Genomic DNA, 26,623 nt, shown 5'->3' with positions numbered 1-26,623 from the left:
AGTCGGACGACATGCAGACCCTGGCGAACTTCGGTGACGGCGGCGGGCCCGGCCCGTGGATCCTGCTCTTCCCGGTGATCTGGGCGCTGGTGATCGGCGGCGGCGTCATGCTGCTGCGCCGCTCCGTGTGGCGTGGCCGCCGCGGCGGTCCCTGGGGGCAGTCCACCCTCAGGGGCGACTCGCCCATCGCCGTACTCGGCCGCCGCTTCGCCTCCGGCGAGATCGACGAGGACGAGTACTGGCGCCGACTGTCCGTACTGAACGAGGAGTTCGGCCGCAAGGGAGGTGTGGCGTAAGGATGACCGCCGCGACTCACGGCCCTGGTCGTCGCGGCGGGGGAGTGGCGGCCGGCGCCCACCCGGTGCCGCTTCCGGTCCGGCGCGCGCCGGACCCGAGCGTGCTGCGGGCGATCGCCACGGGGCGGCGTGCGCCCCCGGAGCGCCCCCGGCGGCGCACGCTGCCGAGGCCCCCGAGGGGACGGTGGTCACCGCCCGGTCAACCGGCAACGGCGGACCGGGCGGGAGCATGGTCGGGCCGGAGCCCGTCGGCGGAAGCCCCGACCTCGGCGAACCGGCGCGCGGGCTTGTCCAGGACCGTGCGCCGCGCGTGGAGCGACGGCGCGGTCACCGTGGGGGGGGACGTCGGCAGGGTGAACCACACGACCTTGCCGGACTCGCCGTCCGGCCGGACGCCCCAGCTCTCGCTCATGGCGGCCACCATCGCGAGCCCGCGCCCGCAGGTCGCCAGCGGTTCGGCGTCGTCGACCACGGGCATCCGCGGATCGCCGTCGCGCACCGAGACGGTGAGCCGGTCGAGCAGCAGCTCCATCTCGACGGTGCACGTCTTGTCGGGCTGGGCGTGGCGGTGGACGTTGGACAACAGCTCCGTCACGCCGAGCGAGGCCCGGTCGATCAGGGGATCCAGATGCCAGTAGCGCAATTGCGCCGATACGATTCTGCGGACCTGGCCGATCCGCGACGGCAGGGCTTGGAGCTCCACCGTGCAGTGCCTGCTTGGGTAGCTGATCACGGCTGCGACTCCCCGACGTGAGGTCCGGAAGAACACGGAGTTCGGATCCAGCAGGGCGCCTGCGTGACACTGCCGCCTGCTGTCGTGGCCGGCGGGCTGGTTCGCAGCGTTATCGCCGGTAAACCCAGAGTGACGTGAGACCAGAGTGGCGCAGGGGATGAAGTACCGCAACTCGCGGACATCTCAGTCGCCGCGCCCCGCTGCCCTGCGCACGGCTTCGATGAAGCGCCGTGCGGCCGGCGGGCCCGGCTCCCCCGGGGCTGGGTCGTGGTCGCCGAGAGTGAGCATGTACCGCTGGCCGTTGAGGTCCGCCGTGGCCCGGTCATCGGGGCCGAACCAGGGCTTGGAGGCGCGCACGGCCTGCACCGGCGCGCTGTCGATCTCACTGCCGTAGCTGGTCAGCAGTTGGAGCCGGCCGTCGCTGATCCGGACCTGCCCGGCCCGGGTGAGCGAACGCAGCCGCTTTCCGATCCGCACGCCCGTGGCCCTGAACTCCGGCTCTCCCATGCCACCCGCCCCCTAGTGCGCGTCGGTGTACCGGCCCGCTCCGCGCGGTGCCCGGTACGGGCTCGTGTCCTGATCCAGTGTGCCCCGTCCGGACGAAAGGTCCCTCCGGGTGATGCGCCCGGCCGGTTTCGGGCCCCGGCCCGGCCATGCGGTGTGGCCCGCCGGCCGTCGCCCCCGAGAGGGTGGTGCCGTGCCCGAAGCCTGCCCCGGGAGGCGGTCGTACCCTGCGCTCACCCCGTCCGGGGCCTTGGTCCCGCCGAGCAGTCTGCCCCCGCCCGGCGTCGAGCACCAGTGCCCGTGTCCCCCTCTCCGGGGGGCGCCCGCAGCACACTCGCCCATGCGCTCCCTGGACCGCGCGCCCCCTTGCCCCGGGCCCTGCCCCTGGGGGCGCTTTGGGGGGCTCAAAGATGCGTTTATGCAGGTGAGGAGCGTGTATAAGGTGCTTATGATCGGTGTGCCGGCCGTGCGCCCCCCTTGCCGGCGCGCAGCGTTAGGAGCCCCCCCCGTGAGTACCCCCCAGCAGTCCCGGACCGGCGTGACCCTCGACGTCGACCAGAGCGACGCCGCCTACCGGGCGTGGCTCAAAGAGGCCGTCCGCAGAGTCCAGGCGGACGCCAACCGCTCGGCCGACACACACCTGCTGCAGTTCCCCCTGCCGCAGCGGTGGGGTATCGACCTGTACCTGAAGGACGAGTCGACCCACCCTACGGGCAGCCTCAAGCACCGGCTCGCCCGCTCCCTCTTCCTCTACGGCCTGTGCAACGGCTGGATCCGGCCGGACCGGCCCGTCATCGAGGCCTCCAGCGGCTCGACGGCTGTCTCCGAGGCGTATTTCGCGAAGTTGATCGGGGTGCCCTTCATCGCCGTCATGCCGCGCACGACGAGCGCCGAGAAGATCCGCCTCATCGAGTTCCACTCCGGCCGATGTCACTTCGTCGACGACCCCCGCACGATGTACGCGGAGTCCGCCCGCCTCGCGGCCGAGACCGGCGGCCACTACATGGACCAGTTCACCTACGCCGAACGGGCCACGGACTGGCGCGGGAACAACAACATCGCCGAGTCCATCTTCCGCCAGCTGCGACTGGAGCGGTTTCCCGAGCCGGCGTGGATCGTCGCCACCGCGGGCACCGGCGGCACCTCAGCGACCCTCGCGCGCTACGTCCACTACATGCAGTACGACACCCGCGTCTGCGTGGCCGACCCCGAGAACTCGTGCTTCTTCGAGGGCTGGACCACCGGCGATCCGGACGTCACCTGCGACTGCGGCTCCCGTATCGAGGGCATCGGCCGGCCCCGCATGGAACCGAGCTTCGTGCCCGGCGCGATCGACCGGATGATGAAGGTGCCCGACGCGGCCAGTGTCGCCGCCGTACGCGCCCTGGAACGCGCCATCGGCCGCAAGGCCGGCGGCTCCACCGGCACGGGCCTGTGGAGCGCGCTGAAGATCGTCGCGGAGATGGTGTCCGAGGGCCGGCAGGGCAGCGTCGTAACCCTGCTGTGCGACCCCGGGGACCGGTACCTCGACAAGTACTACTCGGACGCCTGGCTGGCCGCCCAGGGGCTGGACATCCAGCCGTACACGGCCGCGATCGACTCGCTGCTCAAGACGGGCGTCTGGCCGGACTGAGTCCCCGGGCCCTCAGGCCTTCAGCCGCCGGTCCAGCGCCCGCAGAGCGTCCCGGAACGCGCGCGCCTGACCCCCGCGCGCCGCCTTCACGGCCAGCCGGTACGCAGCGGTCCCGTCGGTGGCGAAGGTCCACCGCACCCGGGTGCCGCCGCCGGCCGGCGCGAGCCGCCACTCCTCGGCTATCGCCCGCACGCCCGGCAGATTGGTGACGTCCACGCGGTAGGCGTACAGCTCGGGTCCCTTCGCCGCGATGACCGTCTCACGGAACCGGATGCCACCGGTGAGCGTGATGTCCCGCCCCGCCCCGGCGCCGACCGGGCGGGCGGCCGACACCTGCGCGAACCACTCGGCCCAGCCGGGCACGTCCTCCAGCGCGCCGTACACCGCCTCCGGCGGCGCGGCCATGTCCCGCTCGAAGACATGCCGGACGGGAGCCGTCGCCACGAAGTCGAGTTCCACCGGGCGCAGTCGACGAGGCATGGGCGGAGCCCTCCTGGACGGGAGCGGGCGATGACCGGATGCGCCACCCTAGCTGAGCCGCCGTCAGATGTCTGCGCCGTCCTCGGGCTCCCCGGCCACCACCAGCCGCCGCAGATGCTCCGCGACGACCCCGCGCGCGTCGTCCGGCAGGCCGGCGTCCGTCACGAGCGTGTCGATCCGCTCCAGCGAGGCGAACGAACTCAGCCCCACCTTGCCCCACTTGGTGTGGTCCGCGACCACGACCACTCGGCGGGCCGACTGCACGAGCCGCCGGTTCGTCTCGGCCTCCGCGAGGTTCGGCGTCGACAGGCCGGCCTCGACCGATATGCCGTGCACCCCGAGGAACAGCAGGTCGAAGTGGAGCGCAGCGATCGCCTGGTCGGCGACCGGCCCCACCAGCGAGTCGGAGGGCGTGCGCACCCCGCCCGTCAGCACGACCGTGGCCGCGCCCTGGCGCGGACCGGAGGTGCGCTGCGCCGCGTGGAACACATCGGCGACCCGCACCGAATTGGTGACCACCGTGAGGTCCGGGACGTCCAGCAGCTGGTGCGCCAGCGCGAAGGTCGTCGTACCGCCCGACAGGGCGATCGCCGCGCCCGGCGCGACCAGCTTGGCCGCGGCGCGTGCGATGTCCTCCTTGGCGGTCAGCTCCAAACCGGACTTGGCCTCGAAGCCCGGTTCGTGCGTACTGGCCTCGACCACCGGGACCGCGCCGCCGTGCACCTTCTCCAGCACGCCCTGGCGGGCGAGTGCGTCGAGGTCACGGCGGACCGTCATGTCCGACACGCCCAGCTTGCGGGTCAGCTCGTTGACCCGGACACCGCCCCGGCGGCGAACCTCGTCGAGGATCAGGGATCGCCGCTGCTCCGCGAGGAGGTTCTGATTCTCGCTCACGTACGCTCCGGTCCTTTCGCCTCAATGCCGCCCGACACCCCCCGCACCGGCTCCGACTAGGACATTCTCCCGGGCCACGGTGCGAGGACGTCCCATCCTCGCATGTCGCGGAGCGGGGAGCGCCACCACGCCCACTCGTCGCGCACATGCCACCACTGGCTCAGCCGTCACAACCGTTCATCACGGATCGGGGAGATTCCGTGACAGGAGGTGTGCGGCGCCCCGGAACTGGAGATCCTTGTGCCCGCACGGACGGAGCCGACGGCGTGTCACGGGGGAAGTGCGAATCAGTGGAACGTGCGCAGGAACATGTGTCGACCGGCGGGCCCGACGCTCCCGCCTCGCGGCCCGGCGAGCCCGGGACCGCCCTGGAACTCCTGGTTCACGGCGTGGGCGGCACCACGCCGCAGGAGATGCTCAACGATCCGCGGACGGTGCGGATCACCGGCGACGACACGGCGGCCGTCTTCCGGCGCGCCGACGATGTCGACGCCGAGCACCACCCGGACGACCGCCGCCGTGAAGGGCCGGTGCCCGAGGCCTACGTCTGGTGCAACCTCACCTCCGGCAACGGCACCCGCGCCCTGTGGCTGCTGCTCCTGCCGTTCATGGTCGTCAACCTCGCCCACTGGATGCGCCCCTCCGCCCACGGCCGGCGCCGCACCGTACGCCTCTACGGCCTCCTGGTACGGCTCGCCGCGCTCACCCTGACGGTGCTGCTCGTCGCGGCCGCCTGCGAGGTCGCCCTCGACCTGGCGGCCTGGCAGTGCGCGGGCACCACCGCCTGCGCCGACCGCCACACCTGGCTGGGCTTCCTCTCGCCCACCGTCTCGGACGGCGGCTGGTGGAGCGCTCCCGGCCGCAGGCTAGCCCTCGCCGCCGTCGTGCCCACCGCCCTGACCGTCCTGCTCTGGTACCTGTCCCGGCGCACGTGGAGCGACTACGAGTCCCAGCAGCCCATCGAACGCGCCCCCGAGCCCGAAGGCGACGGCGGCCCCACAGCACTCGGCCGGCCCGGGTTCTGGTACGGGCGCCGGCTGGTGGCCCGGCTGCGCGCCGCGCACACCGCCGCCGGACTGATCACGGTCGCCGCTGCGGTCGGCAGCGCCGCCGCCCGCTTCGACAGGCGCCCCGGCGGTCCTGCCGCCCTCCACGTTCTGGGCCTGGTCCTGGAGGCGGCCCTCGCGGCCTGCGCCGTCGCCGTGGTGTGGGTGGTGTGCCGCCGCGGCCGCAGCGAGAGACGGCTGGACCGGAAACTCGACGAGCGTTTCGTACGGCGCCTGCCCCTCGTCGCACTCGTCCTGCTCGCCCTCACCCTGCTGTACGCCGGATGGGAGCGCCCGGGCTGGACGTCGGAAGGCCGCCTGCCGGGTGACGCGACCTTCGGCGGGATCGCCCTGGTCCAGGGCCTGCTCGTGATCGTCCTCGGCGTCGTCGCCCACCTCCTGCACCGCACCGACCCCGACCGGCGGGCGGTGCTGCGGGGCCTGGGCGGACCGGCCGTGGCGATGCTGGCCTGCGCGCTCGGCGGCGTCATGTCCGGCGGCGTGTCGCAGCGCGTGTCCGACTGGCTGGACGGCACCCGAGCGTCGATCGAGGGCCCGCCGGTGCTGCTGACCTGGCAGGCGTCCGTGATCCCCCCGCTGCTCGTCGTGCTGCTCGGGCTCATCGGCTGGCTGGCCCACCGTGCCTGGCAGCTCGCCCGCGCCGAGCGGACCGCCGTGGCACTCGACTACCCGGACGAGGACCTCGACCCCGCCCGCACCCGCCGCATCGCCTCCACCCGGGCGATGGCCGCGCTCACCGACCGGGGACCCCGCATCGTCGCCGTCACCTCCGGCGTCACCCTGCTGCTCGGCGCCGGAGCCCTCGTGGGCGCCCTCGCCACCGACGAGACCCCCGGCGAGGCAGCCCAGGGCGCCTACCCCGTCATCCACGGCGCCGCCGAGACCTCCCAGGCCCTCGGCTCCTGGCTGATCGGCCTCGGCTTCCTCCTCTTCGTCACCTGGGGCCGGCGGGCCTACAAGGACGCCTCGGCCCGCCGCACCATCGGCATCCTGTGGGACGTCGGCACCTTCTGGCCACGCGCCTCCCATCCCTTCGCCCCGCCCTGCTATGCCGAGCGCGCGGTGCCCGACCTGACCTGGCGGATGGCCACCTGGACCCGCGCCACCGGCGGACGGCTGGTTATCTCCGGGCACTCCCAGGGCAGCGTCCTCGCCGCCGCCGCGGCCTGGCAACTCGCCCCGTCCGCCCGCAAACGCGTCGCGCTGCTGACCTACGGCTCCCCGCTGGAGCGCCTCTACGGCCGCTGGTTCCCGGCACACTTCGGACCCGACGCGCTCAGCTCCCTGCACCGGGACGTCGACTGCTGGCGCAACCTGCACCGGCTCACCGACCCCATCGGCGGCCCGGTGCGCCTGCCCGGCGACCGCGGCCCGCAGGTCGACCACGCCCCCCTGATGGACCCCCTCGCCTACGGCCGCACCGAACTCCTGCCGCTGCCCGCGCCGATCCTCGGCCACTCCGACTACCAGGCCGATCCGGTCTTCGCCGAGGAACGCCGCAAGCTGCTGGCGCGACTGCGGCCCCAGGACCCTGCGGCCGGGGACATGCCTTCGCCGCGCCACGAGCCCGAGCCGCCCGCGGCACAGGCGGACCCTCAGAGCAACTCGGGCAGGTCCTCGGCGTAGAGCAGCGTGAGGTCGTCCGTGCTCGGCTCCGGAAGCTGGGCGACCCGGCTCGCGTGCCGCTCGACCATGGCCTCGAACGTCTGCCGTGCGGTACGGCCGTTGCCGAACGCCGGGCCCTTGGGGAGCACCGTGAAGTACTTGCGCAGGGCCTCCGACGCGCCCGGCGCCAGCCGGTACTCGTGCTCCTCGGCCTGCTGCTCCACGATCCGCAGCAGGTCCTCGGGGCCGTAGTCGCTGAAGGTGATGGTCCGGGAGAAGCGGGACGCCACGCCCGGGTTGACCGACAGGAAGCGCTCCATCTCGGCGGTGTAGCCCGCGACGATCACGACGACCGCGTCCCGGTGGTCCTCCATCAGCTTCACCAGCGTGTCGATGGCCTCCTTGCCGAAGTCGCGGCCCGCGTCCTCCGGGGACAGCGCGTACGCCTCGTCGATGAACAGCACGCCGCCGCGCGCCTTCTCGAACGCCTCCTGCGTGCGGATCGCCGTCGAGCCGATGTGCTCGCCGACCAGGTCCACACGGGACACCTCGATCAGGTGGCCCTTCTCCAGCACGCCGAGCGAGGCGAGGATCTCGCCGTAGAGCCGCGCGACCGTCGTCTTGCCGGTGCCGGGGGAGCCGGTGAAGACCAGGTGCCGCTTGACCGAGGCCGCCTTCAGACCGGCCTGCTGCCGGCGCCGGCCGACCTCGATCATGTCGGTGAGGGCGCGCACCTCGCGCTTGACGCTCTCCAGGCCCACCAGCGCGTCCAGTTCACCGAGGACGTCCTTGGAGGTACGGGCCGGCTGCTCGGGCTCGGCGACCGGCGCCGGGGGCTCCGGCTCGGTCCGCTGGCCCGGGACCGCGCCCAGCAGGCCGGGGGAGTGGCTCACCGTCTGCACGGCCGTCGCCGGCGCCGTGGGCGCCCGCAGCCCGGCGCTCTCGTCGCCCGTGCAGTCCTCGACGAGCGGGCCCGCACCGGACGCGGCGTCCGCGCCGCTGTCCGCGAACTCGTAACCCCCGCGCGCGCACCGCTCCGTGCGGCACTTGCGCAGCGTCGTACGGCTGCCGTCGATCACGTGGAAGCCGTAGCCGCCGCTGCCGGTGACCCGGCAGTTCTGGAAGCTGCCGCGGCCGCCGGCCGAGACATAGACGCCCGCCTCCGCCGGGGAGTCGATCGTGCAGCGCTCCACGGTCGGGTCGGCGCCCTTGGTGACGATCACGCCGGTCTGGGTGCCGTCCACCGTGCAGTTGCTGAGCGTGCCGCCGCTGCCGTGGTCGCGGAACCAGGCGCCCGTCGCCGCGTCCCGGATCCGGCAGTCGTCGAGCTGCGCGGTCGCGCCGTCGCTCACCGACACCGCCGTGTTGCGCACCTGCGACAGGTCGCTGTCGACGACGTCCGCGCGCGAGCCGCGGTCGAGGACGAACAGCGCGTCCGGCACGTCGTGCACCCGGCAGGAGTCCAGGACTACGGTGGCGCCGTCGCTGACCCACACCGCCGGGTAGTCGCCCGTGCTGTCGAAGATCTCGCACTGGTTGGCGTCCACCCGCGTGCCCGGGTCCCACACCGACAGGCCGTTGCGCCCGAACTGCCGCACCGTGGTGCGCGTCAGCGTGAGGACGGAACGGGACCGCAGGTCGACCGCGTTCTCCGGGATGTCGTGGATGCGGCAGTCGGCGAGGGTCAGCACCGCGTCCGTGTCGAGCGTGACCCCGTCGGCCGTCGTGCGGTGCACGTCGCAGTCGGTGAGGTGCGCCGTGGCGCGGCCGGTGATCTGCACACCGCTGCCCCGCACTTCGTAGATCTCGCAGCCCACCGCCTCCAGCGCGGAGTTCTCCCCGGTCGCCGACAGGCCCGAGCCGGAGGTGTGGTGGACCCGGCAGCGCTCCAGGCGGGGGTGGGCGCCGCCGCGCACCGCAACTCCCGCCTGACCGGCCGCGACGACCTCGCACTCCTCGAACACCCCGCCCGCGCCGTCGAGTACGGCGATGCCGATGCCCGCAGGGTTGTCGACCGCGCAGCGCCGGACCGTGGGCCGGGCGCTGCCGCGCACCTCGATCCCGGCCGCCGACCGCGTCACCACCCGCACGTCCCGCAGCTCCGGGGTGCCCTCCTCCAGCAGCACGGCTGGGGCGGCGGCGTCCTGGCCCTCCACATGGAGGTCCTGCACCACCGCCGAGGCGCGCACCGTCAGCGGCACGCCGTCCACGGGGGCGATCCGCACGGAGCCGGGGGAGCCTTCGGGGCCGCGCAGGGTCACCGCGCGGTGCAGGACGAGGTTCTCCCGGTAGGTGCCGGGCGCGACGGTGAGGACGTCCCCGTCGGCCGCGGCCTCCAGGGCGGCGGCGAGCGATGCGTACTCACCCGTGCGGCGCCGCCACCGCGACGTGCCGGTGTGCGTCACCTGGACCGTGCCCTGTGCCATGGTGTAGCCGTGCCCCCACCTCGGTCGTACTGATGGCTCGTCCGCCCTCGGGGCGCGTCCCTGGGGCTCGCTCGCGCGCGGGTTGTGCCGAACGGTTCGGCCGGACCACCGTAGCGTGCGCGCGGGTGGTGGGTTGACCAGAGCCGGAAGGCCGTCAGCTGCCGGTGCCCGTCCTGCCCCAGTCCGGGCCCGCCTTGTCCCATGCCTGGTCCCAACGGGCGTACCGGCGGCGGACCATGCGCCAGACGATCAGCCGTCTGCCGGCCTCGATGAGACCGCCCGTCGCCAGGGCGGCGCCGAAGCCGGCGAGGACCGCGTGCGTCGAGGCCGTCGCGGAGTCGAGCGGGCGGGCCACCATCCGGCCGTGCCGGTCGGTCCATATCCGGAACTCGTCGCCCTGCCGGGGGTCCTTGAGGCTCGCCAGGACGGGGCCCTGGTGCGGGGTGCCGTCCGGCGCGGTCCAGCCGGCGAGGACGCGGGTGCGCAGATCCCTGCCCGACGAGGTCTCCGGGTCGGCGTCCAGCGGGGAGCGGTCCAGCTTGCGGACCACGGTGGCCGTCACCGGATGACGCGCCTCGTGCTGCGCCCGGACGGAGCGCTGCAGGGCGTCCTCCGCCGTGTCCCCGACGAGCGAGCCGGCCACCGGGGCGGCCAGCAGGATCAGCAGCAGGGCGGCCAGCGCCACCCAGGCCTCGGCCAGGTCGGTCGCGCGGCACAGCGGATTGCGCCGCCAGCGCCAGATTCCGCTGATCGCTCGCACCGCCCGCACCCCCTTCCCGCTCCGTGATACTCCCCCGGCGGAGCCGCCCACGCATGGACCCGGCGAAGAGAGAGCGACATCACTCCCCCCGGGGTCTCTCATGAATTTCTCATACAGGCCAACGCCCGGGCCCGCGGCGCGGTTCCCGCTCCGCCCGAAGAGCTATTCGAGGATCGTGACCGGGTCTCCGATCCGGATCGTGCCGCGGGACAGCGGCACCAGGTTCTGACCGAAGACCAGCTTGCCGCCGAGGCGGCGGTGGCGGCCCAGGCTGAAGAGGGGCTCGTGGCCACGCTCACCGGTGCCCTGGTCGGTGGTGGTCACCACGCACCGGCCGCAGGGCTTGGCCACGCGGAAGGGCACCTCTCCGACGGCGATGCGCGACCAGTCGTCCTCGGCCCAGGCGGAGGTGCCCGCCACGACCACGTTCGGCCGGAAGCGGTTCATGGGCAGCGGGCCCTCGCCGGCGTGCTCGCCCTGCACGATCAGGGAGTTGAGGGCGTCGAGTGACGCCGTCGTGGCGAGCAGCAGCGGAAAGCCGTCGGCGAAGGAGACGGTCTCACCGGGCCGCGCGTACTCCGGGGCGAGGGGGCGGCGGGTGGCCGGGTCGTCCATGTACACCAGGCGCGCGCCGAAGCCGAGGCAGGAGCTGACCCAGGCGTGCGCGGCCTCGTCCTCGGCCGGGACCGCCTCGGCCTTGTCGCGGAAGATCTCCACCGGCACGGTCGTGACGGGCCGGGGAACAGGCACCACCAAGGGCGGCATGCCGGGCGTGGACAGCCGGACGCCGCCACCGGGCCGAAGCTCGGCGGCGACGAGTGCGAGGCGCGGCTGCCGGCGCTGCGTGACGACCTTTCCCCCGTCGTCGATCAGCACCCAGCGCCGGTCTCCGGCCAGGCCCCAGGGCTCCACGACGGCCTCCAGGGGCGCCAGGCCGCGGACCGCCTTGACCGGATGGATGTGAATCGAGTGCAGGTGAGCGTTCCCCATGGGGCCATCGTGCCAGCAGGCACCGACAGCCCCCGGAGGGTTGCTCAGTACCCGCGGTACTGCTGGTTGTTGTACGGGTCCTGGTAGGGAGCCGGGGCCGGCCGGGGAGCCGCGGGGCGCATCGCCTCGTAGCCCGCGGGTGCGGCCGGACGCGGCTGCTGCGGCTGGGGGCCGGGGTAGCCGCGCGGAGCGGAGGCCTGCTGCGGGATGTACGCCGCGGGCGCCTGCTGCAGCGGTGAGGGCTGCTGCGCCTGCGGATAGCCGTAGGCGGACTGGGAGGGGGCTGCCGGCAGGGCGGGCAGCGCCGACGGGAGGGCGGGCAGGCTGCTGCCCGGCATGTCGTACTGAGCGGGGACCCGGATCGGTGCGATCTGCGGGGTGCCCCGCTCGGCGACGAGCTTGTCGTAGATCGGGGTGTCCGGGAAGGAGGCGGAGTAGTAGCCGCCGCCATAGGTGGAGCGGGGGGAGGTCATGGCACATAAGTTAAGCCCACGATGTGCTGGTTGGGGAGACCGATAAGAGGGTTGTTTTCCGTGTCCGCAGTGACCCGGGATCCCCAATGCGAGCGAACTCGGCAAAATGGGGCGCCGAACGAGGTCCTGATCGTGTAAAGGCCGAGTTCCGGGCCGGTTACCGGGGGTTGGCCGCCGGTCCTCCGGGCGGCCACGCAGGGGACTTCACCGCGGCGAGGAATTAGGTTGTGCGCACGGAAGTCGACGGACCGCCGGGACGGCCCCGGCGCGGTGACACGCAGTGGGGGCGGACATGCAAATGCTGAAAGGTTCAAATACTCCGGTGCCCACCGCGGCCTTGCGGGTGGAATTGGGGTGGCGGGCCGGAGCGGGCGTGCCCGACGCCGACGCCTCCGCTTTGCTGCTGGTCAGCGGAAAGGTCCGCTCGGACGCGGACTTCGTCTTCTACAACCAGCCCGCGCACTCCTCCGGCGCGATCCGCCACGAGGGGAAGCGCACCACCGACGGCCGGGTGACCGACGCGCTCCTCGTCGACCTCGCGCGTGTGGAGCCCGCGATCGAGACGGTCGTCCTCGCCGCCTCCGCCGACGGCGGCACGTTCGGACACGTCCCCGACCTGTACATCGAGGTCCAGGACGCGGCCCAGGGCACGCCGGTGGCCCGCTTCGACAACCCGGGCGCCACCACCGAAACCGCTTTCGTGCTGGGCGAGTTCTACCGCCGCCAGGGCGCCTGGAAGTTCCGCGCCGTCGGCCAGGGCTACAGCAGCGGCCTCGAAGGACTGGCCACGGACTACGGGATCACCGTGGACGAGCCGCAGCAGGCGGCCCCGGCGCCGGCCCCGGCCGTCGCTCCGGCGCCCGCCGCGGCCGCACCGCCCGCCGCGTCCGCCTACACGCCCCCGCCGACGCCGCAGCCCGCCGCTCCGCCTCCGCCCGCCGCGCCGCCCGCGCCCGTCCGCCTCACCAAGGTGACGCTGACCAAGGCCGCCCCCTCCGTCTCGCTCACCAAGCAGGGCGGCACCTCCGGCGCGCTGCACGTCAACCTCAACTGGGAGGTGCGCAAGCAGTTCTCCGGGTGGAGCAGCAAGTTCGGGCGCCCGACCGCGATGCACTCCGACCTCGACCTCGACCTGTGCGCCCTGTACGAACTCAACGACGGCAGCAAAGGCGTCGTGCAGGCGCTCGGCAACAGCTTCGGCGCACTGCACCAGCCTCCGTACATCCACCTCGACGGCGACGACCGCACCGGCGCCGTGTCGACGGGGGAGAACCTCACCGTCAACCTCGACCACAAGAACGCCTTCCGGCGCATCCTCGTCTTCGTCACCATCTACGAAGGCGCCCGTTCCTTCGCCGATCTCCACGCGTCGGTCACGCTCCAGCCGCAGTACGGGGCGCCGATCGAGTTCTCCCTCGACGAGTGCACCGTCCCCTCACTCGTGTGCGCGCTCGCCCTGATCACCAACACCGGCGGCGACCTGATCGTCCAGCGCGAAGCGCGCTACCTGGTGCCCGAGCGCGGGGTGAGCCCGCAGCGCACCGTCGACCACGCCTACGGCTGGGGCATGAACTGGACCCCCGGCCGCAAGTGACCCCCGGCGGCTCTCAGCCCTCGTCGGGCAGGGCGTCCGGGCGCGTGTAGGTGCGGCCCTTCCAGGCCGCACCCTGTCCTCGGTAGTGCTGCACCGCGGAGTCGACGGTCATGAGGAGATAGAGGAACGCGGTGAACGGCAGCAGGGGAGCGAGCCACAGCGGCTGCCGGTAGTAGCGGAGCATCGGGACGTACGTCCCCGCCATGACGAGCCACGCGAGGCCGCCGAGGACCGCCTCCGGCATACGGCCGGCGACCAGACCCGCCAGGGTGGCCACGGGCGGGACCAGATACACCAGCGCCAGCCCGGCGACCGTCCCAACCAGCAGCGGGGGGTTGTGCCGAAGCTGGGCGTAGGCACTGCGCGACACCATCCGCCACAGGTCGCGCAGCCGCGGATACGGCCGCACGCTGTCCACCCGCTCGGCGAGCCCCAGCCAGATCCGGCCGCCGCTCCCCTTCACGGCCCGGGCGAGCGCCACGTCGTCGATCACGGCGTGCCGGATCGACTCCGGGATCCGCGCCCGCTCGGCGGCCTCCGCCCGCAGCAGGACGCAGCCCCCGGCCGCGGCCGCCGTCCGGCCTTCCCGGGCGATCCGCCGGAAGGGGTAGAGCTGCGCGAAGAAGTAGACGAACGCCGGCACCACGAACCGCTCCCAGACGCTCTCCACCCGCAGCCGGGCCATCTGCGAGACGACGTCGAACCCACCGGAACGGGCCGCCGCCACCAGCTCGCGCAGACTGTCCGGCGCATGGGCGATGTCGGCGTCCGTCAGGAGGACGTACTCGGGCTCACGCGCGCGTGCCAGTCCGAGGCCGTGGCGCACCGCCCACAGCTTGCCGGTCCAGCCCGCCGGCGGCTCACCCGGCGAACCCACGGTCAGGGGCAGCCCACCGTGCCTGCGCGCCAGCTCGCGCGCCAGGTCACCGGTGCCGTCCGAACTGCCGTCGTCGACGAGGAAGATCTCCGCCCGCCCCGGATAGTCCTGGGCGAGCAGCGAGGGCAGCGCGGCCGGCAGTACGGCCGCCTCGTCGCGCGCCGGGACGACGACGCACACCGACGGCCACTCCTCGGGCTCCGCGCGCGAAGGCAGCCGCACGTCGGTGCGCCAGAAGAAGCCCTGGCAGAGCAGCAGCCACAGCCAGGCGAGCAGTGATCCAGCGGCAGTCCACACAACGGCGCTCACGCGCGCAGTCTGCCCCACCCGGCCTGCCCGGGACGGCTCATCGTCTATCGTGATCGGGTGAAGATCGCGCTCATGGACTCCGGAATCGGTCTGCTGGCGGCCACCGCCGCGGTACGGCGGCTGCGCCCCGACGCCGATCTCGTGCTCTCCCTGGACCCCGACGGCATGCCGTGGGGCCCGCGCACCCCGCAGGACCTCACCCGGCGTGCCCTGGCCGTCGCCGAGGCCGCCGCCGCGCGCCGCCCCGACGCCCTGATCGTCGGCTGCAACACCGCGACCGTGCACGCGCTCACCGCCCTGCGCGCCCACCTCGAACCGGGACTTCCGGTCATCGGCACCGTCCCGGCGATCAAGCCGGCCGCGGCCGGCGGCGGGCACCTCGCCATCTGGGCCACCCCGGCCACCACCGGCAGCCCCTACCAGCAGGGCCTGATCCGGGACTTCGCCGGGGGCGTGCCCGTCACCGAGGTGCCGTGCTGGGGCCTCGCCGAGGCCGTGGAGCACGCGGACGAGGCGGCGATCGACGCGGCGGTGACCGCGGCCGCCGCCCTCACCCCGGACGACGTGACCACCGTCGTCCTCGGCTGCACCCACTACGAACTGGTCGCCGAACGCATCCGGACCGCCGTCCAGCGGCCCGGCCGCCCGCCCCTCGTGCTGCACGGCTCCGCGGGAGCCGTGGCCGCCCAGGCCCTGCGCCGGCTCGGCGAGCAGCCCGCGCCGGGAGCCACACCGCACGGCACGCTCACCGTGCTGCTCAGCGGACGCGAGGGCACGCTGCCCGCCCCCGCCCTGGCGTACGCCGAAGGGCGCCTGATGCAGGCGGTCACGCCCGCCCGCTGACCCGGATTCGTCACCGGAGGTCACCGGCGAGCCGGATCAGGGCCCGCCGTCCGGTCGGCGCAGTCACGCTCCGCCACGAGGTAGCTGCGGTGCGAAATCTGAGTACCCTCAAAGACATGAGGGACCACCGCCACGGCGAGAACGCCCCCCACCCGCACTCGGACGTCTGGACCGGCCGTGCCACCAACCGGGTGCAGTGGCTGCTGGCGCTCGTGGGTGCCGCCTGCATGGGGCTCGGCATCGAGCTGGCCGTCGACTCGGCGTGGACGTCCGGCATCGCCCCGCTGGTCATGGCCGTCGTCGGGTGCATCGCCGCCGGGCTGCTGGTCCTCTTCGGGACACTCGCCTTCGTGCACGTCGCCCTGCGGGTCGACGAGGAGCACCTGGAGGTGCGCTGCGGCCACATCGGCGTCCCCCGCCGCCGCATCCCGCTCTCCCAGGTGGCCGGCGCCACGTACATCTCCCACGTCACCCCGCGCCACTGGGGCGGCTGGGGATACCGATGGCGGCCCGAGAAAGGCACCGCGGTGGTCGTACGACGTGGTGAGGGCGTCGAGCTGGAGCTGTGGGACGGGCACACCTTCACGATCACCGTGGACGACGCGGAGGCGGCCGTACGGGTCATCGAGGCACGGCTGCGGCCGACCAAGCCGGGCGCTCCCACGCACTGAGCCCGGCCGTCACCCGCCGGCGGCCAGGGTCATCGTCTGTCACCACGCGGGAGTGCGTCCCGCTCCGCGTGCCTGTGCCTCCGGAGTACGGCTCGACGGGTCCAGAGGGCGCGCCGTGGCCATGCCCGCCAGCAGGCCCGCCCCCACCGACACCGCCGTGAAGCTCAGCGCGTTGCCGATCGCGGCGATGGCGGCGAGCGCCGTCAGGGCCGCGCCCGCGGTGAGCGCCACCGGGGTCGGGCGCGGGCCGCGCCACAGCGCGTACAGGAGCCAGCAGAACGCCACCGCGAGCAGGACCACGCCGACGACCCCTTGTTCGGCCGCCTGCTGCAGGGGTGCCGAGTGGGGCTTGCCGTCGGACAGCAGCGACTGGGTGGACGTCGTGCTCAGCTCCCCGAAACGGCCGGGGCCGGCCCCCAGGGCGGCGTCGTCGCCCAGCAGATGCCATGCGTCCTGCCACAGCCGCACGCGGTGCGGCGTCAGCCGCCCCTCCAGAGCGGCCAGGAACCCACCCGGTACGGCCTGCGCGGCGACCGCCCAGACCAGACCGGTCACCAGCGCGGCGACCACCGCCAGCAGGGCCATCCCGGCACCGCGGTGACGGGTGCGGCCGGCGGCCAGAGAGCACACCAGCACCGCGAGACAGGTCACCAAGCCGGTGGCCGAGCCGAGCACGGCCGCCAGCACCGCGGTGCCCGCGGCCAGCAGGCGCAGGGCGAACCGAACGGCCGGAACCGGCGCGGACCAGGCCGCACAGCACGCGGCACCGGCGGACAGCGTCAGGACGGCGGCCGTGCCCCCGGCGTGACCGAGGGGCGCGGCGATCTGCGGGCCCGGAGCGAGGTGCGGAACGGCCACCGTCAGCGCGATGCCCGCCAGCGCCCCGGCGAAGGGCGCGCCGACCGGCAGCAGCGCCCCGCCGATCCGCCCGGCGGCGTACCCCGCGGCCACGGCCAGCACCGCCAGGAGAACCCCCTCGGGCCTGCCGTCGTGCGCGGCCGCCGTGATCAGGGACCAGGCGGCGCAGGTGCCCAGCACCACGACACCCGCCGCGTCCGAAACGATTCGTCTCTCGCCGTCCGCGTCCGGTCCGGACACGGCCCTCACCCCACTGGAACCCACCCCGCCCGCCCCCCGGCGCACCTTCGCCCCCGACTTGTGAAGACCCCGGCCGCACGGGCCGCGGAGGGCCGTACGACGGAGGTTTGGCACACGGTAACGGCTGGTGGGCGGTTTGGGGATGTGTCGTGACGAAGTGAACAGGGGATCCGCCCTGCCTACCGCGCTGTCGGCCCCAAGGTCACGCGCCTTAGACTCCGGGAGTGACCGTCACCGCAACCTCCGTCGGCGAGTCGGACCAGCTGGAGCCGCGGACCGCGCCCGGGGCGCGGACGTGGGCCCGGCGGCTCGTGCGTCTCGTCCCGGCCGCCGCAGCCGCGCTCGCCGGCCTGCTCCTCTACGTCTCCTTCCCGCCCCGCGCATTGTGGTGGCTGGCGCTGCCGGCCTTCGCCGTCTTCGGCTGGGTGCTGCGCGGCCGCGGCTGGAAGGCCGCGTTGGGCCTCGGCTACCTCTTCGGCCTCGGCTTCCTGCTGCCGCTGCTGGTGTGGACCGGAGTGGAGGTGGGGCCGGGCCCCTGGCTCGCCCTGGTGGCGATCGAGGCCCTCTTCGTCGCAGCCGTCGGCGCGGGCGTCGCGGCCGTGTCGAAGCTGCCCGGCTGGCCGCTGTGGGCGGCCGCCGTGTGGATCGCCGGAGAGGCGGCACGCGCGCGTGCGCCCTTCAACGGCTTCCCCTGGGGGAAGGTCGCGTTCGGCCAGGCGGACGGTGTGTTCCTGCCGCTCGCCGCGGTGGGCGGCACCCCGGTGCTCGGCTTCGCGGTCGTGCTGTGCGGTTTCGGGCTGTACGAGGTCGTCCGCCTCGCCGTGGAACGGCGGCGGACCGGTGAGGTACGGCGCTCCGCCGCCGCCCTGGGCCTGCTGAGCCTGGCCGTCCCGGTCGTGGCCGCCGTCGCCGCCCGGCCCCTGGTCAGCGACACGGCAGAGGACGGCAGTGCCACCGTCGCGGTGATCCAGGGCAACGTGCCCCGCGCCGGACTCGACTTCAACTCACAGCGGCGGGCCGTGCTCGACTACCACGCACGCGAGACGGAACGCCTGGCCGCCGAGGTCAAGGCGGGCAAGGTCGCGCAACCCGACTTCGTGCTGTGGCCCGAGAACTCCTCCGACATCGACCCCTTCGCCAACCCCGACGCCCGCGCCGTCATCGACACGGCGGCCAAGTCCATCGGCGTGCCCATCTCCGTCGGTGGCGTCGTCGAACGGGACGGCAAGCTGTACAACGAGCAGATCCTGTGGGACCCGGAGAAGGGCCCCGTCGACACCTACGACAAGCGCCAGATCCAGCCGTTCGGCGAGTACCTGCCGCTGCGCTCGCTCATCGGCGCGATCAACAAGAACTGGACGGCCATGGTCCGCCAGGACTTCAGCCGGGGCACCCAACCGGGTGTCTTCACCATGGACGGTGCCAAGGTCGGGCTCGTCACCTGCTACGAGGCCGCCTTCGACTGGACCGTGCGCTCCGAGGTCACCGACGGCGCCCAGATGATCTCCGTGCCCAGCAACAACGCCACCTTCGACCGCAGCGAGATGACCTACCAGCAGCTCGCCATGTCCCGTGTGCGCGCGGTCGAGCACAGCCGGACCGTGACCGTGCCGGTGACCAGCGGAGTCAGCGCGATCATCATGCCGGACGGCCGCATTACCCAGAAGACCGGCATGTTCGTGGCCGACTCCCTGGTGCAGAAGGTGCCGCTGCGGTCCTCGCAGACCCCCGCCACCCGGCTCGGCATCGTGCCGGAGATCGCCCTCGTGCTGGTCGCGGCCGGCGGACTCGGCTGGGCCGTCGGCGCCGGGCTGCGCGGACGACGCGCCGGTGACGTGTAGCCGTACGCGGGTCGCACACCGCCTGAATCGCGCCGGGGCGCCGGAAGCGGCCCACTAGGGTCGACGGCATGGCTACTCCCGACTTCATCCGCACACTCCGTGCCTCGGCCGGTCATCAGCTGCTCTGGCTCCCCGGGGTCACCGCCCTCGTCTTCGACGACGAGGACAGAGTGCTGCTCAACCGCCGGGCCGACACCCGCAGGTGGTCCGTGCTCGGTGGCATCCCCGACCCGGGGGAGCAGCCCGCGGCCTGCGCGGTACGGGAGGTCTACGAGGAGACGGCCGTGCGCTGCGTCGCCGAACGGGTCGTCCTCGTCCAGGCCTTGGACCCCGTCACGTACGAGAACGGTGACACCTGCCAGTACATGGACATCACCTTCCGCTGCCGGGCCGTCGGCGGAGAGGCGAAGGTCAACGACGACGAGTCGCTGGACGTGGCCTGGTTCGACGTCGACGCGCTGCCCGAGTTGAATGAGTTCGGACTGCTCCGGATCAAGCAGGCCCTGTCGGACGACCCCACATGGTTCGACCCCACTGCATCCGGTTGAACTATGGGGTGTGACCACATGGGGTGGGGCAGGGGCGCTGCCTAGGGTCGAACCATGACCGCGCCCCCTGCCCTCCCGGCACCCCACGCCTCCCCGCTCGACCTGGGCGGCCGCACCGCGCTCGTCACCGGCGCCGCCGGCGGCATCGGCCGTGCCTGCGCACTGCGGCTCGCGGCCGCCGGGGCCAAGGTGAGAGCCGTCGACCGGGACGCCGCGGGCCTGGAGACACTGGCCCACCAGGGGCGCGGCCTCGCCGGCACGGTGGAGCCGCACGTCCTCGACCTCACCGACCTGGACGCCGCCGAAGTCGCCGCAGCGGGCACCGATGTCCTCGTCAACAACGCTGGACTCCAACTGGTCCGCCCCATCGAGGAGTTCCCGCCGGAGGTGTTCCACACGGTGCTCACCGTGATGCTGGAGGCACCGTTCCGGCTCATCCGCGGGGCCCTGCCCCACATGTACGGGCAGGGGTGGGGCCGCATCGTGAACGTGTCGTCCGTCCACGGCCTGCGCGCCTCGGCCTACAAGTCGGCCTACGTGGCCGCCAAACACGGGCTGGAGGGACTGTCCAAGACCACCGCCCTCGAAGGCGCGCCCCACGGTGTCACCTCGAACTGTGTGAACCCCGCCTATGTGCGCACGCCACTGGTGGAGAAGCAGCTGGCCGACCAGGCGCAGGCGCACGGCATCCCCGAAGAGCGCGTCCTGTCCGAGGTGCTGCTCCAGGACAGCGCCGTCAAACGGCTGATCGAACCGGAGGAGGTCGCCGAGGCGATGGCGTATCTGTGCGGGCCGCAGGCCTCCTTCGTGACCGGCACCTCGCTCGTGCTCGACGGTGGCTGGACCGCCCACTGAGCAGCCGCTTCCGTCCGCCCGGGGGAGTTGTCCACAGGGCTGACGGGACCGGCCGGTCATGGTGAATCCTGTGAGCATGTCCAGCGATCACGTGCAGTCCGCCGAAATGCCGTTCCTCGAGCTCCTGGCCCGGGGCGCGTCGGCCGACGCCTACGAGCAGCCGGAACTGCTCGCGCGGGCCGAAGGGCGCCCGGCGGAGTGGATCGCCGCGCTCCGGCAGGCCAAGCCGCTCGCTCTGCGCGTACGCGCAGAGCTGGAGGGACGACGGCGGCGCGAGGCCGAGCTGTCCGCCCTGTTCGAGACCGCCCACGACCTCGCCGGGCTGCGGGACCTCGACGCCGTGCTCCAGGCGATCGTGCAGCGCGCCCGCTCGCTGCTGGGCACGGACGTCGCCTACCTCAGCCTGAACGACACCGAGCGCGGCGACACCTATATGCGGGTCACCGAGGGCTCGGTCGCGGCCCGGTTCCAGCAGCTGCGGCTCGGCATGGGGGAGGGGCTCGGCGGCCTGGTCGCACAGACCGCCCGCCCCTACGTCACCGACGACTACTTCAAGGACGGCCGTTTCCAGCACACCCTCACCATCGACGCGGGCGTGCGGGACGAGGGGCTGGTGGCCATCCTCGGCGTGCCGCTGACGCTCGGGCACCACGTCATCGGCGTGCTGTTCGCCGCGGACCGCCGCGCCCGGGTCTTCGAGCGGGAGCAGATCGCCCTGCTCGGCTCCTTCGCCGCCCTCGCAGCGGCCGCCATCGACACCGCCAACCTGCTCGCCGAGACCAGATCGGCCCTGGCCGGACTGGAGCGTGCGAACGAGATCATCCGGGACCGCAGCGGCGTCATCGAGCGCGCCTCCGACGTGCACGACCGGCTCGCCGAACTCGTCTTGCGCGGGGGCGGGGTGCACGACGTGGCCGCCGCCGTCTCCGAGATCCTCGACGGCACGGTCGAGTTCGCCGAGGCCGCCGCAGCACCTGCCGGAGCCCTGGAGAAGTCCGGAGCACAGGGACACGCGGTGCTGCACGAGGACGACTGGATCGCCGCCGTCGCCGCCGGCGGCGAACTGCTCGGCGCACTGGTGCTGCGGGGCCACCCCGGGCTCGACCCGGTCGATCAGCGCACTCTGGAGCGGGCCGCGATGGTCACGTCCCTGCTGCTCCTGGCCCGCAGATCCGCCGCCGAGGCCGAGCAGCGCGTGCGCGGTGAGCTGCTCGACGACCTGCTGGACGCCCGTGACCGCGACCCGCGTGTGCTGCGGGAGCGCGCTGCCCGGCTGCACGCCGACCTCGACGCCCTGCACGTGGTGCTCGCCGCGCGGCCGGAGGGCGGTGCGGCCGACGCCGACCAGGAGGCGGACGCCCGCAGACGCCTGGCAGCGGCGGCGTCCCACCTGGCCGCGACCGGGCACGGCCTGGCCGCCGCCCGCGACGGCGGCACCGTCCTGCTGCTGCCCCTCGGTTCCGGCGACACGGCCACGGACGTGGCCCGTCGTGCCGCCCGGCATCTGGGCACGGCGGTCCATGCACCGGTCACCGTCGGCGCGTCCGCACCGGTCGAGGAGCTCGCCACCCGCCCCGAGGCCGTGGCCACGGCCTACGCGGAGGCCCGCCGCTGCCTCGAAGCCCTGCGTGTCCTCGGCCGCTTCGGGGACGGAGCCGCAGCCGAGGACTTCGGCTTCCTCGGGCTGCTCCTGGCCGGCGACCGGGACATCCCGGGCTTCGTCGACCGCACCATCGGCGAAGTCGTCGCCTACGACCGCCGACGCGGCACGGAACTGCTGCGCACCCTCGACGCCTACTTCGCCTGCGGCATGAGCCCCGCCCGCACCAAGGACACACTGCACGTCCATGTGAACACCGTCGCCCAGCGCCTGGAGCGCGTCGGCCGCCTCCTGGGCGACGACTGGCAGAGCCCGGCGCGTGCCCTGGAGATCCAACTCGCCCTGCGTCTGCACCGGTTGTCGGCACCGGAACAGCGCTGACCCCCGTACGAGGAATGTACGGGGGCAGGACAGCACCGGTCCCGGCCGGATCAGGCGCGGGCGTCCTCCGGGGCGGCGGCCGTCCGGTCAGCTCCCTGACCGGAGGCAGGAGCGACGTCGGCCAGGTCCCGGTGGCGCGTCTCCTTCGCCGCCGCCACCGCCACGACCGTGAGCACGGCGGCGGCGATGACGTACAGGGCGATCGGTGTGGAGCTGCCGTAGTCGGACAGCAGCGCGGTGGCGATCAGCGGTGCGGGCGCGCCCGCCGCGACCGAGGCGAACTGCGCACCGATGGACGCACCGGAGTAGCGCACGCGCGTCGCGAACATCTCGGAGAAGAACGCGGCCTGGGGTGCGTACATCGCCCCGTGCAGGACCAGCCCGACGGTCACGGCGAGGAGCAGGTTGCCGAAGCCGCCGGTGTCGATCAGCGCGAAGAAGGGGAACATCCACAGCCCGACCCCGACCGCACCGATCAGATACACGGGCCGGCGGCCGATCCGGTCGGACAGCGCGCCCCACGCCGGGATCACCGCGAAGTGCACCGCCGAGGCGATCAGCACCGAGTTGAGCGCGGTCTGCTTGGAGACACCGGCCGAGGTGGTGGCGTAGACGAGGATGAACGCGGTGATGACGTAGTAGCTGATGTTCTCCGCCATGCGCGCGCCCATGGCGACCAGGACGTCACGCCAGTGGTGCCGCAGCACGGAGATGAGCGGCGTCTTCTCGGCCTCCGCGGCCACGTCCGCCTTGCGGGCCTCGGCCTGCGCCAACGCCTGCTTGAAGACTGGTGATTCATCGACAGACAGACGAATCCACAAACCGACGATCACCAGCACCCCGGAGAGCAGGAACGGGATCCGCCAGCCCCAGCTGCCGAAGGCGGCGTCCGACAGCAGGGCCGTGAGCAGCGACAGCACACCGGTGGCCAGGAGCTGCCCCGCCGGCGCGCCGGTCTGCGGCCACGACGCCCAGAAGCCACGCCGCCGCGCGTCCCCGTGCTCCGACACCAGCAGCACGGCGCCGCCCCACTCACCGCCGAGCGCGAAGCCCTGGACGAGCCGGAGCACGGTGAGCAGCAGCGGCGCGGCCGACCCGATGGTGGCGTGCGTCGGCAGCAGTCCGATGGCGAAGGTGGCCCCGCCCATCAGCAACAGACTCAGCACGAGCAGCTTCTTGCGCCCGAGCCGGTCGCCGTGCACCACTTCCTGGCGGTTGGCGGGGACGTTTTCGTGTCGCCATACCGTAGGAACTTGCAGGTCAGAGGCGTATGTGGTGGGGCACCATAGTTCTGCGTTCGGAGGTGCGTGTGACCACCATGACCGCGTCGCTGACGCCGCTACGAGAGCCCCAATCGAGCCCGCGAGAGCGCTGTCCGAGTTGCTCTGTTCGGGCATGATTTGGAGGTGGCGTGCTGACTCCCGTGCTGGTTTGGTGCTGACTAAAAGCCCATGTCATCACCCGTTCTCACCTCTCCCGTGCTGACTTGGTGCTGACTACGCTGCGTTGAACTCGGTCATCTGGGGCTGATCGGGCAGCAGCCGGTCCTGCATGAAGCTGAGGCGTGGGAGCGTGGGGATCAGGTCTGAGGTGAACGGAATGGTGGGCCTGTGCATGGTGCGGCGCCCGCGAGCGAACACCGTCTGCGCGATTGCGTGGTGCGACACCCTGGCCGCGCATGCCGGAGCCGGCGATACCTCTGGTGCCGTGACCGTCAGATGCTTGCCGTGAGCGTGCTTGTGGATGGGAGACGGATCCGGTGAACCGGCCGAGAGCCTGGGAAGCCGATTGCTCGCCAAGCAGCGCCGCACCCTGTGCACCGAGGACTACCGGCTCGACAGCGCTGTCTTCGACCCGCCAGCCCTCACCCGCCCACGCGCCGAACTGGACTCAGAGATGGTCCTGCTCGGTGACCCGCTAGGCGATGAGGCCTGTTCCACTTGTTCTGGAACTGGATTGGGCGATCTCAGGAAGAGATCGTACAGGCGCGCCGGGACTGGATGGAAGGGGCACGGTTCGGGGAGGTGAAGGGGTACGACGGGGATCCGCTGCCCGCACCTGAACTGCCGCCGGTGCCATTGAAACCACGGGGAAGGGTGCGCTGACCTGCGGGTACGTGTCAGCGTTGGTGGCGCCGGGCGGAAGGCTGTCGCGTGATTCTCACCCTCTTCCACCTGCCCTCCGCAAGACGTCGGAACAGCCGGCTGGCTCTGGCCGGTGCGGTTGGCGATTCCACAGTGTGGCTGTCTGTGGGCGGCTGTGACAGGACTCTTGCTGACCTAATGCTGACTTTGCTGATGCCTCGTCAGGTTGGGCTGCAAGGTCCTTTTCCCCAGCTTCAGCGCTTGCGGAGGCGTTTGCAGGTTCGGTGGTGTCCGCACCAATGCTGACCTGGCTGGTGGCCGAGTCAGGCGCTATGGAAGGGCGGCGTCGCCTCCTCTGGATCGCCGGCCACCGCCTCACCGAGCACGGCGCGGACCGAGCTCTGGTGCACCCGCACCCAGAGACCGGCCCCGTGTGGTCGTCGTGCACAGCGAGCCTCGTACCGGCTGGCGAGTGCTCCGCACCGCCGCCCCCGCCGTGGCTGTCCTCATCGGCGCGCCCTACCTCGCAGACCAGTTGTGGAAGGCGCTAACCAAACTGGAGGAACGCGGCCTGAAGACCGACCACGTCCCCGAGGAGGACCTCACGGACGTCCTGGACCTGCGACCGCACCAACTGCACGCCGTCCTCGCCGAACGGGCGTCACAGCATTCCGGCAGCGCGCGGCTTGTCCCCCTCCTCGCCTGCCTCGATGTCGACCTCGCGGAGCAACTGCGGCAACACGGCGGAGGACTTCTCCGACCGCGCCGCTCTCCTCACCTGGCTCACCGACCGGATCGGCGCACCGAACGCGGAACAGCTCATGCGGTTGCCGGAGGACGACGACCGGGAACGGCAACTGAGCGTCATGTCCCTGCCCCCTGGTCGACGCCAACCGCGCATGGCGCGCCCTCGACCTTCCGGAGATCGACGACAGGGACCGGCATGAACGGCAATTTGCGGCATGGCTTCAGCGGAACCGTCCAGCGCTCGCCGAGCGGATCAGGGACGCCTATAGGGACGCCCACCGGTCCGGACGGTCCCTGGCCGGGTACGTGAAGCTGCGCGGCCTCTCCCTCCTCACGCCGGACTCGGCCTATTACACGACGCTGTGGCATCTCTCCGACGAACTCCTCCAAGCCCACGCGGACGTCTGGCTGATGCAACAGCTTCCCGCACCCTCCTCGACGTCACGCCCGCTGAGGCCGCTGGCCGAGGTACGCGAGGCACCCAGCACAGCGGTGCACAAGCAGGTACCGCGGCTGCGGCAACCAATCGAGGAATGGGAGCGGCCTCCATGCCGGAAGTCGCGCCACGGTGCTGCCCCCGGCCCAGGACGTCCTGTGGGAACTGGACGGCGACGGCCTGCTGGACTTCGAAGTCTTGTCCGTGAAGGCGCTGATCGCTTGGCTTGGGGCTCGCGGCCACTGGCCCCAAGACATGCCTCTGTCGGACCGGCGCGCGGACCTCGGACTGGCCGCGACACGTCCCCCGGAGCCCGCGGTGAACACTGGCGGAGCCACGGGCGGAAGCCGATCGGGAGGGTCCGCACCCGGCCCTTATGTGATGCTGAACGGCAGGCCCGTGTCCGCCCTGCCCGATGACCTGGCGGCGCTCGCCCGCGAGGTGGCCGCAGATCTCACGCCTGAGCAGCGGGCCACCTCGGCCATGTGCGCCACGGCGCTCGCACCTCGTATCCCGCAGCCACGCACCTCCTCGTCGTCCGATACAAGGTCGCACAGCGGTTCGTACCAGGTCCCCGCGAGCGACCAGGACCGGACATTGGCTGTGGGCCTTGCGGGAGAGGCGGCGGTGGGCGCATGGCTGCAGGAGCAGTTCGGGGTCGAACCACAGGGCTCATGGAAGTCGGGTCTGCGAGTCCACGGGCTCGCCGGCGCGCAGCCGGGGGACGACCGGCTCGGCTAGACCGCTTGGTGCGCGACTGCCGCATCGTCTTCGGTGTCGAGTTGGACCGAGAGCGGACGCTGAACTCATCCGCAAGGCAGCTGACGGCGTACCTCCGGTTTCGTCAACGAGGACGGAACGGTCATCTGGCCGGAAGC

General features: G+C 72.7%; 23 protein-coding genes and 1 pseudogene. 12 read left to right on the top strand and 12 right to left on the bottom strand.

Features of this window, described 5'->3' with window-relative positions; genetic code table 11:
• The first annotated feature begins 11 nt into the window (after positions 1-11).
• Positions 12-296 (top strand): SHOCT domain-containing protein, encoded by a 285-nt coding sequence (locus OO68_RS05655; RefSeq protein WP_033307018.1) that lies wholly within the window; start codon positions 12-14, stop codon positions 294-296.
• A gap of 199 nt (positions 297-495) precedes the next feature.
• On the opposite strand, the gene OO68_RS05650 is transcribed toward OO68_RS05655, so the two are convergent.
• Both OO68_RS05650 and OO68_RS05645 read right to left on the bottom strand, forming a co-directional pair.
• Positions 496-1,029, bottom strand: a complete 534-nt coding sequence (locus tag OO68_RS05650; protein ID WP_033307017.1) for an ATP-binding protein — start codon at positions 1,027-1,029, stop codon at positions 496-498.
• A 183-nt stretch (positions 1,030-1,212) separates the two neighbouring features.
• Positions 1,213-1,536 (bottom strand): hypothetical protein, encoded by a 324-nt coding sequence (locus OO68_RS05645; protein WP_033307016.1) that lies wholly within the window; start codon positions 1,534-1,536, stop codon positions 1,213-1,215.
• 505 nt (positions 1,537-2,041) lie between these two features.
• Between OO68_RS05645 and cds1 the strand changes: the two genes are divergently transcribed.
• Positions 2,042-3,166: an L-cysteine desulfhydrase Cds1 gene (cds1, locus tag OO68_RS05640; protein ID WP_033307015.1), complete on the top strand. Its 1,125-nt coding sequence runs from the start codon at positions 2,042-2,044 to the stop codon at positions 3,164-3,166.
• Between the two features lie 12 nt (positions 3,167-3,178).
• On the opposite strand, the gene OO68_RS05635 is transcribed toward cds1, so the two are convergent.
• Together OO68_RS05635 and OO68_RS05630 are read right to left on the bottom strand one after the other, a co-directional pair.
• Positions 3,179-3,646, bottom strand: a complete 468-nt coding sequence (locus OO68_RS05635) for an SRPBCC family protein (RefSeq protein WP_033307014.1) — start codon at positions 3,644-3,646, stop codon at positions 3,179-3,181.
• A 63-nt stretch (positions 3,647-3,709) separates the two neighbouring features.
• Positions 3,710-4,540, bottom strand: a complete 831-nt coding sequence (locus tag OO68_RS05630) for a DeoR/GlpR family DNA-binding transcription regulator (RefSeq protein ID WP_033307013.1) — start codon at positions 4,538-4,540, stop codon at positions 3,710-3,712.
• A 290-nt stretch (positions 4,541-4,830) separates the two neighbouring features.
• Between OO68_RS05630 and OO68_RS05625 the strand changes: the two genes are divergently transcribed.
• On the top strand, positions 4,831-7,233 hold the full coding sequence (locus OO68_RS05625; RefSeq protein WP_033307012.1) for a hypothetical protein: 2,403 nt from the start codon (positions 4,831-4,833) through the stop codon (positions 7,231-7,233).
• On the opposite strand, the gene OO68_RS05620 is transcribed toward OO68_RS05625, so the two are convergent.
• The 4 genes from OO68_RS05620 to OO68_RS05605 form a co-directional block, all read right to left on the bottom strand.
• Positions 7,203-9,638, bottom strand: a complete 2,436-nt coding sequence (locus OO68_RS05620) for a right-handed parallel beta-helix repeat-containing protein (RefSeq protein WP_033307011.1) — start codon at positions 9,636-9,638, stop codon at positions 7,203-7,205. The two genes, OO68_RS05625 and OO68_RS05620, sit on opposite strands and share 31 nt — an antisense overlap.
• A 154-nt stretch (positions 9,639-9,792) precedes the next feature.
• A complete protein-coding gene (locus OO68_RS05615) occupies positions 9,793-10,398 on the bottom strand; it encodes an Rv1733c family protein (protein WP_033307490.1) in 606 nt (201 codons plus the stop codon).
• A gap of 162 nt (positions 10,399-10,560) precedes the next feature.
• Positions 10,561-11,388, bottom strand: a complete 828-nt coding sequence (locus OO68_RS05610; protein ID WP_033307010.1) for an MOSC domain-containing protein — start codon at positions 11,386-11,388, stop codon at positions 10,561-10,563.
• A gap of 44 nt (positions 11,389-11,432) precedes the next feature.
• Positions 11,433-11,861: a DUF6643 family protein gene (locus OO68_RS05605; protein ID WP_033307009.1), complete on the bottom strand. Its 429-nt coding sequence runs from the start codon at positions 11,859-11,861 to the stop codon at positions 11,433-11,435.
• 298 nt (positions 11,862-12,159) lie between these two features.
• Here OO68_RS05605 and OO68_RS05600 point away from each other — a divergent pair, with 298 nt between their 5' ends.
• Positions 12,160-13,455, top strand: a complete 1,296-nt coding sequence (locus tag OO68_RS05600; protein ID WP_033307008.1) for a TerD family protein — start codon at positions 12,160-12,162, stop codon at positions 13,453-13,455.
• A 13-nt stretch (positions 13,456-13,468) separates the two neighbouring features.
• On the opposite strand, the gene OO68_RS05595 is transcribed toward OO68_RS05600, so the two are convergent.
• Positions 13,469-14,659, bottom strand: a complete 1,191-nt coding sequence (locus OO68_RS05595) for a glycosyltransferase (RefSeq protein WP_033307007.1) — start codon at positions 14,657-14,659, stop codon at positions 13,469-13,471.
• Positions 14,660-14,698: 39 nt separating this feature from the next.
• Here OO68_RS05595 and OO68_RS05590 point away from each other — a divergent pair, with 39 nt between their 5' ends.
• Both OO68_RS05590 and OO68_RS05585 read left to right on the top strand, forming a co-directional pair.
• The gene (locus OO68_RS05590; RefSeq protein WP_078625206.1) at positions 14,699-15,484 is read left to right on the top strand and encodes a glutamate racemase; all 786 of its coding nucleotides are present in this window, start codon (positions 14,699-14,701) and stop codon (positions 15,482-15,484) included.
• 116 nt (positions 15,485-15,600) lie between these two features.
• Positions 15,601-16,155, top strand: a complete 555-nt coding sequence (locus tag OO68_RS05585) for a hypothetical protein (RefSeq protein WP_033307006.1) — start codon at positions 15,601-15,603, stop codon at positions 16,153-16,155.
• Positions 16,156-16,194: 39 nt separating this feature from the next.
• Here OO68_RS05585 and OO68_RS05580 read toward each other — a convergent pair whose 3' ends face one another.
• Positions 16,195-17,253 (bottom strand): O-antigen ligase family protein, encoded by a 1,059-nt coding sequence (locus tag OO68_RS05580; protein WP_051814538.1) that lies wholly within the window; start codon positions 17,251-17,253, stop codon positions 16,195-16,197.
• Positions 17,254-17,477: 224 nt separating this feature from the next.
• Between OO68_RS05580 and lnt the strand changes: the two genes are divergently transcribed.
• The 4 genes from lnt (at position 17,478) to OO68_RS05560 (ending at position 22,478) form a co-directional block, all read left to right on the top strand.
• On the top strand, positions 17,478-19,094 hold the full coding sequence (gene lnt, locus OO68_RS05575; RefSeq protein ID WP_033307005.1) for an apolipoprotein N-acyltransferase: 1,617 nt from the start codon (positions 17,478-17,480) through the stop codon (positions 19,092-19,094).
• 68 nt (positions 19,095-19,162) lie between these two features.
• Positions 19,163-19,642 carry an NUDIX hydrolase gene (locus tag OO68_RS05570; RefSeq protein WP_033307004.1) on the top strand — a complete coding sequence of 160 codons (480 nt, stop codon included), beginning with the start codon at positions 19,163-19,165 and terminating at the stop codon, positions 19,640-19,642.
• Positions 19,643-19,696: 54 nt separating this feature from the next.
• Positions 19,697-20,497 carry a 3-hydroxybutyrate dehydrogenase gene (locus tag OO68_RS05565; RefSeq protein ID WP_033307003.1) on the top strand — a complete coding sequence of 267 codons (801 nt, stop codon included), beginning with the start codon at positions 19,697-19,699 and terminating at the stop codon, positions 20,495-20,497.
• Between the two features lie 76 nt (positions 20,498-20,573).
• Entirely contained in the window at positions 20,574-22,478 is a 1,905-nt protein-coding gene (locus OO68_RS05560; protein WP_033307002.1) for a helix-turn-helix domain-containing protein, read from the top strand.
• Between the two features lie 50 nt (positions 22,479-22,528).
• Here the strand turns inward: OO68_RS05560 and OO68_RS05555 are convergent, their stop codons facing one another.
• Positions 22,529-23,683: an MFS transporter gene (locus OO68_RS05555; RefSeq protein WP_280922466.1), complete on the bottom strand. Its 1,155-nt coding sequence runs from the start codon at positions 23,681-23,683 to the stop codon at positions 22,529-22,531.
• A 735-nt stretch (positions 23,684-24,418) separates the two neighbouring features.
• Here OO68_RS05555 and OO68_RS47465 point away from each other — a divergent pair.
• Positions 24,419-24,583 (top strand): annotated as a pseudogene (locus OO68_RS47465) (pirin family protein); the annotation flags it as partial.
• Between the two features lie 640 nt (positions 24,584-25,223).
• Here OO68_RS47465 and OO68_RS46725 read toward each other — a convergent pair.
• Positions 25,224-25,385 carry a hypothetical protein gene (locus OO68_RS46725; protein ID WP_167345874.1) on the bottom strand — a complete coding sequence of 54 codons (162 nt, stop codon included), beginning with the start codon at positions 25,383-25,385 and terminating at the stop codon, positions 25,224-25,226.
• A 741-nt stretch (positions 25,386-26,126) separates the two neighbouring features.
• Here OO68_RS46725 and OO68_RS46180 point away from each other — a divergent pair.
• Complete coding sequence (locus OO68_RS46180) at positions 26,127-26,486, top strand: hypothetical protein (protein WP_157852685.1); 360 nt, start codon at positions 26,127-26,129, stop codon at positions 26,484-26,486.
• Positions 26,487-26,623 lie beyond the last annotated feature (137 nt).

It is taken from the genome of Streptomyces iakyrus, from assembly GCF_000717055.1.
Lineage (GTDB): Bacteria > Actinomycetota > Actinomycetes > Streptomycetales > Streptomycetaceae > Streptomyces > Streptomyces iakyrus.
This window is presented reverse-complemented; position numbering and strand designations above follow the sequence as displayed.

Bases quoted from the DNA above. Each gene is read 5' to 3' on its own strand.
- OO68_RS05600 (WP_033307008.1), top strand. From the start codon at position 12,160: ATGCTGAAAGGTTCAAATACTCCGGTGCCCACCGCGGCCTTGCGGGTG.
- OO68_RS46180 (WP_157852685.1), top strand. From the start codon at position 26,127: ATGCTGAACGGCAGGCCCGTGTCCGCCCTGCCCGATGACCTGGCGGCG.
- OO68_RS05585 (WP_033307006.1), top strand. From the start codon at position 15,601: ATGAGGGACCACCGCCACGGCGAGAACGCCCCCCACCCGCACTCGGAC.
- OO68_RS05610 (WP_033307010.1), bottom strand. From the start codon at position 11,388: ATGGGGAACGCTCACCTGCACTCGATTCACATCCATCCGGTCAAGGCG.
- OO68_RS05645 (WP_033307016.1), bottom strand. From the start codon at position 1,536: ATGGGAGAGCCGGAGTTCAGGGCCACGGGCGTGCGGATCGGAAAGCGG.
- OO68_RS05565 (WP_033307003.1), top strand. From the start codon at position 19,697: ATGACCGCGCCCCCTGCCCTCCCGGCACCCCACGCCTCCCCGCTCGAC.
- OO68_RS05605 (WP_033307009.1), bottom strand. From the start codon at position 11,861: ATGACCTCCCCCCGCTCCACCTATGGCGGCGGCTACTACTCCGCCTCC.
- OO68_RS05560 (WP_033307002.1), top strand. From the start codon at position 20,574: ATGTCCAGCGATCACGTGCAGTCCGCCGAAATGCCGTTCCTCGAGCTC.
- OO68_RS46725 (WP_167345874.1), bottom strand. From the start codon at position 25,385: ATGAGCTGTTCCGCGTTCGGTGCGCCGATCCGGTCGGTGAGCCAGGTG.
- OO68_RS05620 (WP_033307011.1), bottom strand. From the start codon at position 9,638: ATGGCACAGGGCACGGTCCAGGTGACGCACACCGGCACGTCGCGGTGG.
- OO68_RS05635 (WP_033307014.1), bottom strand. From the start codon at position 3,646: ATGCCTCGTCGACTGCGCCCGGTGGAACTCGACTTCGTGGCGACGGCT.
- OO68_RS05570 (WP_033307004.1), top strand. From the start codon at position 19,163: ATGGCTACTCCCGACTTCATCCGCACACTCCGTGCCTCGGCCGGTCAT.
- OO68_RS05655 (WP_033307018.1), top strand. From the start codon at position 12: ATGCAGACCCTGGCGAACTTCGGTGACGGCGGCGGGCCCGGCCCGTGG.